This window comes from Limibacillus sp. (assembly GCA_037379885.1).
Lineage (GTDB): Bacteria > Pseudomonadota > Alphaproteobacteria > Kiloniellales > CECT-8803 > JARRJC01.
On the sequence record JARRJC010000018.1, the window covers coordinates 20,503 to 33,136 of the forward strand.

12 protein-coding genes are annotated in these 12,634 nt (G+C 63.5%); 10 read left to right on the forward strand and 2 right to left on the reverse strand.

Annotated elements, in window-relative coordinates; genetic code table 11:
* The first annotated feature begins 5 nt into the window (after positions 1-5).
* The 7 genes from P8X75_07865 to P8X75_07895 all read left to right on the forward strand — a co-directional run bounded on the left by P8X75_07865 (position 6) and on the right by P8X75_07895 (position 8,051).
* Positions 6-854 carry a phytanoyl-CoA dioxygenase family protein gene (locus P8X75_07865; GenBank protein MEJ1995118.1) on the forward strand — a complete coding sequence of 283 codons (849 nt, stop codon included), beginning with the start codon at positions 6-8 and terminating at the stop codon, positions 852-854.
* Positions 855-907: 53 nt separating this feature from the next.
* A complete protein-coding gene (locus P8X75_07870) occupies positions 908-2,221 on the forward strand; it encodes a cyclopropane-fatty-acyl-phospholipid synthase (protein ID MEJ1995119.1) in 1,314 nt (437 codons plus the stop codon).
* A 201-nt stretch (positions 2,222-2,422) separates the two neighbouring features.
* A complete protein-coding gene (locus tag P8X75_07875; protein ID MEJ1995120.1) occupies positions 2,423-3,205 on the forward strand; it encodes an N-formylglutamate amidohydrolase in 783 nt (260 codons plus the stop codon).
* Positions 3,205-3,819 carry a TRAP transporter small permease subunit gene (locus P8X75_07880; protein MEJ1995121.1) on the forward strand — a complete coding sequence of 205 codons (615 nt, stop codon included), beginning with the start codon at positions 3,205-3,207 and terminating at the stop codon, positions 3,817-3,819. The genes P8X75_07875 and P8X75_07880 overlap by 1 nt, the downstream gene beginning before the upstream one ends.
* Complete coding sequence (locus P8X75_07885; GenBank protein ID MEJ1995122.1) at positions 3,819-5,144, forward strand: TRAP transporter large permease subunit; 1,326 nt, start codon at positions 3,819-3,821, stop codon at positions 5,142-5,144. The genes P8X75_07880 and P8X75_07885 overlap by 1 nt, the downstream gene beginning before the upstream one ends.
* Positions 5,145-5,199: 55 nt before the next feature.
* Positions 5,200-6,237 (forward strand): TRAP transporter substrate-binding protein, encoded by a 1,038-nt coding sequence (locus P8X75_07890; protein ID MEJ1995123.1) that lies wholly within the window; start codon positions 5,200-5,202, stop codon positions 6,235-6,237.
* A gap of 449 nt (positions 6,238-6,686) precedes the next feature.
* The gene (locus P8X75_07895; GenBank protein MEJ1995124.1) at positions 6,687-8,051 is read left to right on the forward strand and encodes a glutamine synthetase family protein; all 1,365 of its coding nucleotides are present in this window, start codon (positions 6,687-6,689) and stop codon (positions 8,049-8,051) included.
* 50 nt (positions 8,052-8,101) lie between these two features.
* Here the strand turns inward: P8X75_07895 and P8X75_07900 are convergent, their stop codons facing one another.
* Entirely contained in the window at positions 8,102-9,193 is a 1,092-nt protein-coding gene (locus P8X75_07900; protein MEJ1995125.1) for a hypothetical protein, read from the reverse strand.
* A 247-nt stretch (positions 9,194-9,440) separates the two neighbouring features.
* On the opposite strand from P8X75_07900, the gene P8X75_07905 reads away from it, so the two are divergent.
* The 3 genes from P8X75_07905 to P8X75_07915 all read left to right on the forward strand — a co-directional run bounded on the left by P8X75_07905 (position 9,441) and on the right by P8X75_07915 (position 12,391).
* A complete protein-coding gene (locus P8X75_07905) occupies positions 9,441-9,854 on the forward strand; it encodes a hypothetical protein (GenBank protein ID MEJ1995126.1) in 414 nt (137 codons plus the stop codon).
* Positions 9,851-11,179 carry a hypothetical protein gene (locus P8X75_07910; protein ID MEJ1995127.1) on the forward strand — a complete coding sequence of 443 codons (1,329 nt, stop codon included), beginning with the start codon at positions 9,851-9,853 and terminating at the stop codon, positions 11,177-11,179. The genes P8X75_07905 and P8X75_07910 overlap by 4 nt, the downstream gene beginning before the upstream one ends.
* A gap of 111 nt (positions 11,180-11,290) precedes the next feature.
* The gene (locus tag P8X75_07915) at positions 11,291-12,391 is read left to right on the forward strand and encodes a YeeE/YedE thiosulfate transporter family protein (protein MEJ1995128.1); all 1,101 of its coding nucleotides are present in this window, start codon (positions 11,291-11,293) and stop codon (positions 12,389-12,391) included.
* Positions 12,392-12,397: 6 nt separating this feature from the next.
* Here P8X75_07915 and P8X75_07920 read toward each other — a convergent pair.
* Positions 12,398-12,634: acetoacetyl-CoA reductase (locus P8X75_07920; protein MEJ1995129.1), on the reverse strand; the 237-nt coding region annotated here is incomplete at its 5' end.

Here is a 12,634-nt window from a genome sequence, read left to right on the forward strand (position 1 = left end):
AAGCCATGGTGAGTGAGCAGGACATTCAAGACTTTCAGCGGGACGGCGTCGTCTGCCTGCGGGGTGCCTTCACCGACTGGGTCGAGCGGCTGCTCCAGGGGGTCGACAACAACATCGCGAACCCTTCGGAACGCTCGCGCATCTGGAACAAGGATGCCGAGGGCAACGTCTGCTTCTACGACAGCCAGGTCTGGCGCGGCATCGAAGAGTACCGGGACTTCGCGCTCCATTCGCCCTGCGGCGAACTGGCCGCCCGTCTGATGAAGTCGAGCCGCGTGAACTTCTTCTTCGACGCCATTTTCGTGCGCACGCCCGGCAACCAGTTCCGCACGCCCTTCCATCAGGACGAGCCCTACTGGTCGGTCTCGGGCTTCGACACCTGCAGCGTCTGGATGCCCCTGGTCCCGGTCGAGAAGAAAAGCGCGCTGGAAATGGTGCGCGGCTCGCACCTCTGGAAGCAGAAGTTCCGCCAGCAGAACTTCGGCGCCCTGACCGGCCACGAGCGCGACCAGGTTCATTTCGACGGAGAGGCCTGGGAGCCCTTCCCCGACATCGAAGGGGAGCGCGAGCGCTACGAGATCCTCAGTTGGGACATGGAGCCGGGGGACGCTGTCTTCTTCAACGCGCGCATCATCCACGGCGGCTCGGGTAATCTCTCGCCGGAGCGCGATCTCAAGGTCTTCAACACACAGTGGCTGGGCGACGACGTGCGCGTGCTGTTCCGGCCCGAAGGCATGGACCCCGACCACTCCGACGTCATGAAGGAAATGGGTCTTGCCAGCGGCGACCCAGTCTCCGGCGAGCTCTATCCGGAAGTCTGGTCGCGGGGCGAGAGCGAAATGGCCCTGGCCTAACGCGCCCCGGCCTGCCACAAAGCCGCTGAGCATCCGCGGACAAGGAACCAATCATGGCGATCTATTCCGACGGCGCATACCTTGAGGCGGCCAAGGCGGTCGCGCGCGCCCTCGCCCCCCAGCTGCAGGCGCCCTTCACGCTGGAGCTCTGGGACGGCTCCTGCATCCCCCTGGGCGACAAGGCGCGCGACGACTACCGAATCGTCATCGCGTCCGCGGGCACTATCGGCTCGCTCTTGCGGCGGCCGACCATGGCCAACCTCGCCATTCACTATGCGGCCGGGCGCATCGACCTGAAGGGCGACGACCTCATAACCCTCGTCGAAGCCGCCCGCGCGAAGCGCGTGCGCTTCAAGGGCCGGGAGCTGCACAAGGGCTCCCTGCTGAAGCAGGCCTTCCCCCTGCTCTTCGCCTTCGACGACAAGGCGCAACTGGAGCATCAGTACAGCGGGGAGGAAACCGGACTCGACCTCGCCAAGCGCGACGAGAAGAGCTTCATCCAGTTCCACTACGACGTCGGCAACGAGTTCTACCAACTCTTCCTCGACCCGGAGATGCTCTATAGCTGCGCCTACTTCACGGACTGGGACAACAGCCTCGAGCAGGCCCAGAAGGACAAGCTGGAGATGATCTGCCGCAAGCTGCGCCTGAAGCCCGGCGAGCGCTTTCTCGACGTCGGCTGCGGCTGGGGCGCCCTGCTCTGCCACGCCGCCCAGAACTTCGGCGTAGAGGCGCACGGCGTCACCCTCTCCCAGGCGCAGCACGATCTCGCGCTGGAAAAGGCGAAGGCCCTGGGGATCGCCGACAAGGTGACGGTGGAGCTGAAGAACTACGAGGACCTGACGGGCGAGTTCGACAAGATTTCCTCCATCGGCATGTACGAGCACGTCGGGATCGCCAACTATCCGCGCTATTTCGGCAAACTGAAGTCGCTGCTGCGTGACAAGGGCCTGCTGCTGAACCACGGCATCACACGGCGCGCCAAGCGCTCCAAGCGCGCCTTCCGCAAGATCCGGCCGGAGAACCGGCTGATCCGCAAGTACATCTTCCCCGGCTCCGAACTGGACCACATCGGCCACACGCTGGAGTCCATGGAGGCGCTGGGCTTCGAGATTCACGACGTGGAGGGCTGGCGCGAACATTACGCCAAGACCTGCAGGCTCTGGCACCAGCGCCTGATCGCGAAAGAGGAGGAAGCTGTGGCCCAGGTGGGGCGGGAGCGTTACCGCATGTGGATCGCCTATCTGGCCGGGGTCTCCATCGGCTTTCAGGACGGCTCCCTGCGCATCTACCAGACCCTGGCGACGGCCCACAAGTCGAAGGGCGCGGCCGAGTTGCCGCCGAGCCGCGCGGACCTTTATCGTTAAGACACCACGCCGGATGGGCGGATCGGCTTGGGGCGGCGCTTCGCTCCTCCGCCGAGGGTCGAGTCTTCCAGACAAGCCCGGTAAAAGAATTTGACAGAAAAATCCCTTTTGGCCGAACCTTGCCGGGGTATTTGGACGGGGGCGCCGGGGCTGCGGGCGGACGTCGTTGAACGGGGGATCAGAAATGCGGTGGCGGGCAGAATGAAAGCAGTTGAGGCCCGGACCGCGGACAGCGCGGCGCAGATCGTCTTCCTCTGCGAACACGCTTCCAATCACATCCCCGAAGATCTCTCTGCTCTCGGCCTTTCAGAAGAGGCGCTTTCCAGCCACATCGCCTGGGACCTTGGCGCCCTGCCCCTTGCCGAGGCGCTGGCCCGGCACTTCGAAGCCCCCCTGGTGGCCGCCTGCGTCTCCCGCCTTGTCTATGACTGCAACCGCCCGCCCGAGGCGCCCGACGCCATTCCCGAGCGCAGTGAGGTCTACGACATTCCGGGCAACCGGAACTTGAGCGAGGCGGAGCGCCGCCGCCGGGTCCACGAAGTCTACGAGCCCTTTCATCAGGCAGTAACGGCGCTTCTGGACGCCCGCGATGCGCGGCGTCTCTCCACCGCGCTGGTCACTGTCCACAGCTTCACGCCCAGCTACAACGGCCGCCCCAGAAGCGTCGAGCTGGGGATCCTGCACGACGAGGACAGCCGCCTTGCCGACCTCCTGCTGGAAAATGCCCAGGCGATCACCGGATTGAAGAGCGCGCGCAACGACCCCTACGGCCCGGATGACGGCGTCACCCACAGCCTCCAGCGTCATGGGATCGCCCGTGGCCTGCCCAACGTCATGCTGGAAATCCGCAACGATCTGTTGCGTGGGCCGGAGCAAAGACAGGAGATAGCCGAAAAGCTGGCCCGTCTGATCGAGATTGCGCTCGAGGCGCTTTCCGGCCCACCCAACGAACGTCCCGCCAGCACGGCTGGGAAGGCGGGGTAATGCCAAGCTTGATGGTCCGCTATATCCGCCTCGTCGAAGCAATGAACTACCGCGTCGGGCGCGTCGCCATGTACGGGATCTTCGTGATGATGGCGATCCTGTTCTGGTCCACGATCACCAAGGTCGGCAGTGACATGGGCCTCGGCGTCAATCCGTCGGTCTGGACACTGGAAACCGCGCAGTTCGCCATGGTCTGCTACTACATGATTGGTGGGCCCTACGCGATGCAGATGGGTTCCAACGTCCGCATGGATCTTTTCTATGGAAGCTGGTCGGCCCGCCGGAAGGCCTGGGTGGACGCCTTTACCGTCTTTTTCCTGCTCTTCTACCTTGCGGTTCTGTTCTGGGGTGGGCTTTCCTCGGCGTCCTACTCACTGGGCGATTTCCGAGGTGAGCCCCTTAGCTTCTTCGGCGAGATCATCGGCGAGTTCTTCACTGGCGGTATCGAGGGCGCCGCCGAAGAAATCGGTTATCTCGAACGGAGCAGTTCGGTTTGGCGGGCCTATCTCTGGCCGGTCAAGTTGCTCATGGTCTTCGGCATATTCCTGATGCTGCTGCAGGCGGTTGCCGAGCTTTTCAAGGACATCCTTCGCATCCGTGGTGAGCAGATCTGATGGGCTACGAAGCAATAGCCATACTCATGTTCAGCTCAATGATGCTGATGCTCTTCACGGGCCAGCGCGTCTTCGGTGCGATTGGCTTCGTCGCCGTTGTGGCCGCGCTGGCTCTCTGGGGCGACAAGGGCGGCTTCGACCTTGCCTTCTCGGCGGCGATCAAGGTGATGACATGGTATCCGCTCTTGACCTTGCCGATGTTCATTTTCATGGGGTACGTGCTGTCCGAGAGCCGGCTGGCCGACGACCTTTACCGTATGTTCCATGTCTGGATGGGCGGCGTGTCGGGCGGGCTGGCGATCGGGACCATCGGGCTGATGGTCCTCATCTCCGCCATGAACGGACTAAGCGTGGCGGGCATGGCGATCGGGGCCACCATCGCCCTTCCTGAGCTTCTGAAACGAAAATACGACAAGCTGATGGTCACTGGCGTGATCCAGGCGGGATCGTCGCTTGGGATTCTCGTCCCGCCGTCGGTGGTGCTGGTGCTGTACGCCATGATTGCCCGTCAGCCCGTGGGTCAGCTTTGGCTCGCGGGGGTCCTGCCTGGGCTGATGATGGCGGGTTTCTTCGTTTTGTATATCTACATCCGTTGCCGGATCAGCCCGGATCTCGGCCCGGCCTTGCCGCAGAAGGAAAGGGACGTCGGCTGGGCAGAGAAACTCCGGCTGCTGAGGGCGGGGCTGCTGCCCTTTTTCATATTCTTCGTGATGATGGTGCCCTTCGTGAACGGCTGGACATCGCTGGTCGAGAGCTCGGCCGTCGGGGCGATTTCGGCCTTTCTGGCGGCTGTCGTCAAGGGCCGCATGACCTGGGAGGTTTTTGAGACCTCCATCCGCAACACGCTCGGCGTCAGCTGCATGTTCATGTGGATCATTGTCGCAGCGCTTGCCTTCGGGGCGGTGTTCGACGGCCTCGGCGCGGTCAAGGCTATCGAGGGCCTATTTACCGAACAACTGGGCCTCAGCCCCTGGATGATTCTGATTCTCATGCAGCTGAGTTTCATCCTGCTGGGAACCTTCCTGGACGACACCGCCATGCTGGTGATCGTCGCCCCCCTTTACGTGCCGCTTGTGGCCCTGCTTGGCTTCGACCTAATATGGTATGGCGTCCTTTATACGATCACCTGCCAGATCGCCTACATGACACCGCCGTTCGGCTACAACCTTTTCCTGATGCGCGCGATGGCTCCGCCCGAGATAACGATTGTTGATATCTACCGATCAATCATTCCGTTTGTGGCCGTGATGGGCCTTGGCCTCGCGACTATCATGGCTTTTCCCGAGATTGCGCTTTGGCTTCCCAACTACATCTACGGCAAATGAATCAGAAGCCTCTTGAAAGAGGACTAACCATGCACCCAAACCAGGAGATTAGCTGATGACCCAAAACCGTCGTACATTTCTAAAGGGTGCCGCGCTGGCGGCCCCCGCGGCGCTGGCAGCGCCTTCGATCGTTCGTGCGCAGGAGCCCATTCGCTGGCGGCTTCAAACCTACGCCGGCGGCGCGCTCGGCGAGCATGTGACGAAGCCCATGGTGGATTACGTTAACAGCAACGCGAACGGCGAGATGGAGATCGAGCTGTTTTTCGCCGACCAGATCGTGCCGACGGGCGAGCTGTTCCAAGCGCTTCAGCGCGGCACCATCGACATGGTGCACTCCGATGACGACTCAATGGCCTCGCCGACGCCGCTGCGCCAGTTCGGAGGCTATTTCCCCTTCGCTACCAAGCACATCCTCGATGTGCCCGTGCTGTTCAATCAGTACGGCCTCGCCGACATATGGCACGAAGAATATGCAAAGGTCGGTGTCGAGTGGATCTCTGCTGCGGGCCAGGACCCCTGTAACTTCAATACGAAGAAAGAGATCACCACGCTTGGCGACCTGGATGGGCTCCGGCTCTACACCTTCCCGACCGCGGGCCGGTTCCTTGCGCAGTTCGGCGTCGTGCCGATGAACATCCCCTATTCGGACGCCGAGGTGGCTGTTCAGACGGGCGAGCTTGACGGAATGGCATGGTCCGGAATCACCGAAGACTATGCTGTGGGCTGGGCGGACGTCACCGACTACTTCCTGACGAACAACATCTCCGGCGCGTGGATCGGGTCGTGGTTCGTGAACCAGCAGCAATGGGCTGACCTGCCCGATCACCTGAAGCAGCTTGTGATGGCCGCCACCGAGGCGGGGCACACCTATCGCAACCAGTGGTACTGGGGCGGCGAGGCTCGCTTGCGGGCCGAAGGCGAAAAGCTGCAGTTGCGGACAGTTCCCGCGAGCGAATGGGCCGAAGTCGAGAACGCGGCAAAGGCGTTCTGGGAAGAGGTTTCCCAGGAGGGCGAGATCGAAGCGAAGATCGTCAGCATCTTCCGTAAGTACAACGAGGTCATCAATCAGGCTGGCCCGCCCTACACGAACTAACGCCTGACCGAACCAAGGATGCGCCGGATGCGGTAAAGGCCTACGGGCCAGACCGCACCGGCGCATCCCATCGGGCAGTAAGTTCATTGGCCCCTCTGGGCAGCGCAGTCGCTTTGCGACAGGTCGTGTGAGACCTCGTCGTCGCTCTACATCTTCCGCTCTACCTGGGCCCCGGTCTCGTACGCGAAGGACAAGCTCGGGATTGAGCTACCGGGTGGAGAGGCGCTCTACAGCCGCAAGGAGGCGAGGATCGTGAGTGAGGCCTGAAGGCAGCACGTCAATCGCTTTTTGCCGCATTGCTCACTCGGATACCAACAACCGGCCTCGCAGGCCATATTGCCACTTGCTGCACAGCCAGCCTACGCTACGCTGCGGGTCGCTGGGGAGCAGGCCCAGAAGTGTCAGAGTCTTACTTGAATGGTTGACCACTAACTTGGGGGGCAGGCGAGATGCCAGGCAATCTTACCTTCGATGATCTGAAGCAGCGCGTTGAGCGCGGCGAGATCGACACGGTGCTCGCGGCCCAGACCGACATGCAGGGCCGCCTGATGGGCAAGCGCTTCCAGGCGGAGTTCTTCGTGGAAAGCGCCTGGGAGGAAACCCACGGCTGCAACTACCTGCTCGCCACCGACATGGAGATGCATACGGTCGAGGGCTACAAGGCGACGAGCTGGGCCAAGGGCTACGGCGACTACGTGATGCGCCCCGACCTTTCGACCCTGCGGCTGATTCCCTGGCTGGAAGGCACGGCGCTGGTGCTCTGCGACGTGCTGGACCACCATCACGGCCCGGTGCCCCATGCCCCGCGCACCATCCTGAAGAAACAGCTGGAGCGGCTCGACAAGCTTGGCCTGAAGGCCATGATCGGAACCGAGCTGGAGTTCTTCCTGTTCCGCGAATCCTTCGAGGAGCTTCAGGACGCGGGCTATCGCGGCGTGACGCCGATCAGCGGCTACAACGAGGACTACCACATCTTCCAGACCACCAAGGAAGAGGACGTGATGCGCGCCTTGCGCAACGGCCTGCAAGGCGCCGGCGTCCCGGTGGAGAACTCGAAGGGCGAGGCTGACGCCGGACAGGAAGAGATCAACGTGCGCTACTCCGAAGCGCTCGACATGGCCGACAACCACGTGATCATCAAGAACGCCACCAAGGAGATCGCCTGGGCCAAGGGCCGCGCGGTCACCTTCATGGCCAAGTGGAACACCGAGATGGCCGGTAACTCCAGCCACATCCACCAGTCGCTCTGGACCAAGGACGGAAAGCCGCTGTTCCACGACGCAGACGCCGAGCACGGCATGTCGGAGACCATGCGCCACTACCTGGCGGGGCTGCTGACCTACGCCTCGGACGTGACCTACTTCCTGGCCCCCTACATCAACTCCTACAAGCGTTTCGCCGAGGGCACCTTCGCGCCGACCCGCGCGATCTGGTCGGCCGACAACCGCACCGCCGGTTACCGCATCGCGGGTCCCGGCACGAAAGGCGTGCGCGTGGAATGCCGCGTCGGCGGCGCGGACCTCAATCCCTACCTGGCGATCGCCGCGCAGATCGCTGCCGGTCTGGCCGGGATCGAAGAGAAGCTGGAACTGGAGCCGGAGTTCACCGGCGACGCCTACAAGGCGCAACGGGCCCGCTCCATCCCGACCTCACTTCGGAAGGCGGCCGAGGCGCTGAAGCGCTCCAAGATGTTGAAGGCCGCCTTTGGGGAAGAGGTTGTCGCCCACTACCTGCGCGCGGCCGAGTGGGAGCAGGAGGACTTCGACCGCCGGGTCACCGACTATGAAGTCTTCCGGGGGTTCGAGCGGGCCTGACCGCCTCTATGCGACCGCGAGAAGGGGGGCCGAAGCCCCCCTTTTTTGCGTCAGTGTCCGGCGAAGTGATTCCACTGGGGCAGCAGGACGATGGAGTTGGGGTTCATCCCCATTTCCTTCAGCGTGTCCATGCTGGCGACGACTTCGCCCTTCTCCAGATCGACCACGGTCACCGCACCGTCGTTAAGCCCGGGCAGGTCGAGCAGCGCGTTCTGCACGAAGGCCAGCTTCTCGTCCGTGGTGAAGGCCACGTGATGCGCGCCCATGCCGGCGGGAATCGCACTCAAGTGACGGGGACTGCCAAGACCCTCCGAGAGGTCGAAAACGTGGAGGTGGCCGGGCGAGCCCGTGGTCACGAAGAGCCTGTCGCGCGCGTCGTTGAAGTACATCTCCAGCGGCACGCCCATGCTGAGCTCGTTGAAGTCGAAGACCTGCTCTTCCTTGAAGGACGCACTCGCCTCGTCCCAGGTCAGGGTCCAGAGCGTGTTGCCGAACATGTTGGTCACGTAGGCGATCGGCGTTTGCGCATTCGGCACGAACAGGATCTCGACCGGCGCTTCGCCGGAGCCCTCGGGCTTCTTGGAGAGCCGGATCGTTCCCAGCGGTTCGTAGCTGGTCGCGTCCACGACGGAGACCACCTCATCGACCTGTTTCATATCGCCGCTGACGGTGCTGGTCACCAGGATGCGGTTGGCCTTGGTGGAAACACCCAGCCCATGCGGGTAGGTGCCGGGCAGATCGATGGTGGCGATCACCTCGTCGCTCTCGACCGAACCGACGAAGACGTTCGCGGAGTTCATGCAGGTCAGGAACCAGCGCTCGTTGGCCTCGTCGAAGATCACGTCTTCAGCCATGGAGCAGCCTTCGATGGGAAGGGTCGTGATGCGGTAGGGAAAGCGGGTCATGTCCATCACCTGAAGGCTCGGCGATGCGAGCGAGGTGATGTAGGCCTTGGTCATGGTGCGGTCGTAGAAGATGTGATGCACCACCTGATCAGGCGGCATGGGGATGTTCATCAGGATCTTTCCGAAGTTCATGGACTCCGGATCGACGTCGACAACGGCTATGCCTTCCACCCGCTCAGCCGGACCGCTCAACTTCAGGGATTTAAGAGAGTCTGGGCTTTTACTCTCGTAGTTCATGAGCGCCAAAATTTCCGCTGCCGCAGGTCCGGTTGCGAACAGCAGAAGCAAGGCCCAGAAGGCGCCAAAAGACCATCTTGAAAGCATGATTTCACTCCCCGTGAAACTAATCGCGTCCGCTGTTGCGATCTTCGATAGTCGCTTTTCTTTGGACGCCACCGCGTGTTGAAGTAGGCTTCTCAACGCCTTTCCAGGGGCTCGTCGCAATGCAGAAAAAAGTTTCTACCCATGTGCGGCAGGAGTCAAAATGTTCGTCCTAACCAAGAAGCAGCGATCCTGCCTGCGCCGCCGCTGCGGGCTGCTGGCGCCTTTGCTGCTCTCATTACTGCTTTTGGCGGGTCTGGCCGCCGCACCGGGGGCCTCGGGCGCCGAGCGGCAGTTTGAGCTCACCCTGATCGAGGGCCAGCCGCTGGGCGGCGCCCCGACCTTCCAGGTCACCCAGGGCGACGAGGTGGCGATCCTGGTGACGAGCGATGGAGAGGGAGAGCTTCATCTCCACGGCTACGATCTGGCGCTGCCGCTTGAACCCGGCCAAGTCACGGCGCTGCGCTTTCAGGCTGGCCTCAGCGGACGCTATCCGGCGGCCCTGCATCATCACCGCCAAGGCGGCGGCGGCCACGGGACAGGCGCCCTCTTCTATCTGGAGGTCTACCCGCAATGACGAGGCGCGCGGCCGTCATCCTTCTGGGCCTGGCAGCGCTTCTGGCCCTTCTCGCAAAGGTGCAGCCGGAGGCGCGCGCGCCGCTCTATCTGATCCTGTTGGAAAGACCGGACAGCTCTCCGCTGGCGCGACGCCTCGCGATGGCGGTCCGGGTACTGGGCGTCATTATTTTCCTCCTGCTCTTGGCGATCGGTTTTTTCGGGCCTTCGTCGGCGCTGGAAAGCCTGACGACCGTCACCGTCTGGGTGCTCTGGTGGGTGGGCTTTCTTCTTTTCTCGGCGGTGGCCTTCAACGCCTGGGGCCTGCTGGATCCCTGGCGGTCCCTCTACGGCCTATTGCCGAAGCGCGCGCCCCGCCTATCCGACCCGGCGTCCCTTGGCTGCTGGCCAGCGGTCTTCCTGCTGCTGGCTTTCGTCTGGACGGAGTTGGTGGGCGACCTGGGGCACGAACCGCGCGGCCTCGCCGAGATCATCCTCTCCTACAGCATCATCGCCTGGCTGCTGATGGCGCTTTTCGGCGCGGAGGTCTGGAGCGCGCGTTTCGATCCCTTCGGCCGCCTCTTCGCGCTCGTCGGCCGCTTTGCCCCGATCGGCCGGTTCGACGGCGAGGCTGGCCGTCCGCTGGTGTTGCGCCTGCCGGGCGCGGCCCTGATCGAGCGGCCGGCGGCGAACGCCGGCGAGGTCGCTTTCCTCATGGTGCTGCTCTCCACCGTCACCTTCGACGGCTTTGCGGAGACGCCGGCCTGGGCCGCCTTCCTGCAATGGGTCAGCGAGAGTCAGGCACTGCGCCCGCTGCTGCTCTGGGCGTCGGAGGGGCGGCTGGGGGCGCTCGGCCTGATCAAGTCCGCGGCTCTGCTGGCCGCGCCACTGTTCTTCGCCTTCGTGCTCTGGGTCTTCTCGATCCTGTCCCATCTGGCCGCCGGTCAGGAACAGAGCAGCGGCAGTATCCTGCGCCACTTCGCCGTCACGCTGCTGCCGATCGCTATCGCCTATCACCTGGCCCACTACGCCTCTTACCTGCTGATGGCCGGGCAACTGGCGATCCCCCTGATCTCCGATCCCTTCGGGCTCGGCTGGAACCTCTTCGGCACGGCGGGCTATCTGGTCGACATGGGGATCGTGGGCGCGAAGGATGTCTGGTACCTCTCGATCTTCGCCATCGTGATCGGCCATGTCTTCGCCGTGGTGCTGGCCCATCTGCAGGCGCTCAGGCTCTTCTCGACCACGCGCGCGGCCCTTATGAGCCAGATCCCGCTGCTGGCGCTGATGCTGCTCTTCACGGTGAGTTCGCTCTGGATCCTGGCGCAACCCGTCATCGTACAATAAATACACTAGATTATGCGTGAATTAAGAAATCTGTTCCTTCCTAGTGTAATTATCTCCAAAACCCCTATCTTACTGTAGAGAACCACCGGAACACTGCCGATGGAGGGCGGGATGTTCGCCGAATTGGGCTTGGAAAACTGGGACGTGACCGGCGCCGCGCTGGTTGCTGGCCTGCTGTTGGGCGCGGTCTTCGGGTTTGCCGCCCAGCGCTCGCGTTTCTGCCTGCGTCTGGCGCTGGTCGGCCAGGACCGGAGCGAGCGCGGCCGCGCGCTTGCGCTTTGGCTGGTGGCCCTGGCCGTGGCGCTGGCGACCGTGCAGGCCGCTCTTGCCTTCTCGCCCCTGGACCTTTCGGGACACCGCTATCTGGAGAGTTCCCTGCCGCTCGGCGGCCTGTTGCTCGGCGGCCTCCTGTTCGGCGCCGGCATGGTGCTGGCGCGCGGCTGCGCCTCGCGGCTGACGGTGTTGAGCGCCAGCGGCAATCTGCGCGCGCTGACCGTTCTGCTCGTCTTCGCGGTGGTGGCCTTCTCGACCATGAAGGGCCTCCTTTCGCCCCTGCGCGTGGGATTGGCGGAGGCCACCTCGCTCGACCTTGCGGCCTTCGGGCTTGCCGAGGGTTCGCTGCCCGCCCTCTTCGGGGCTTGGATCGTTCCGGCCCTGGTGCTGGCGACGGCGGCTGCGGCGCTCTTCCTGACCTTCAAGTCACGCCTCGGCCTGCCGCGTCTGGCCGCCGGGGCCGCCATCGGCGGCGTGGTCGCCGCCGGCTGGTACACGACTGGGTATCTGCTCTATGACGACTTCGACCCGATCGCCGCGGAGAGCATCGCCTTCACCCTGCCCATGACCGACAGCCTCTTCTATCTGATCGCCTCCACCTCCGTGCAGGCCGGGTTCGGTGTCGGTCTGATCTGCGGTGTCCTGGGCGGCGCGCTGCTCGCCAGCCTGCTGTTCGGCGAGTTCGCGCTGCAATCCTTCGAGAGCCCGCGCCAGACCATGCGCTATGGGCTCGGCGGTCTCTTCATGGGCTTCGGCGGCGTCCTGGCCGGCGGCTGCACCGTGGGGAACGGCCTGTCTGGCACGGCGACCCTGGGCATTGCCCCGATCCTGGGCCTCGCAGCCATCGCGTTCGGCGCGCTCGCCACCCAGCGCCTGATGGCGCTCAAGGGCGGCGGCCGGGAAGCCGCCGCAGAGGTGCAATTCACCGCAGCCGAATAAGGCCCATCAGAGCTTCAGGCGCTTGAAGAGCGGCTCCGGGATCAGCCGGATGACCAGCATGATCCAACGCCAAAACCAAGGCAGATAGACCACGTCCTTGCGCTTGTCGATCGCCTCGACGATTCCCATTGCGAAGCTGTCCTGAGACGCCCAAAGCGGCCCTTTGCAGAATGCCGCCGTCATGGGCGTGTCGACGAAGCCTGGCTTGATGGTGATCACCTGGGGGCCTATCGTTCTGGAGTT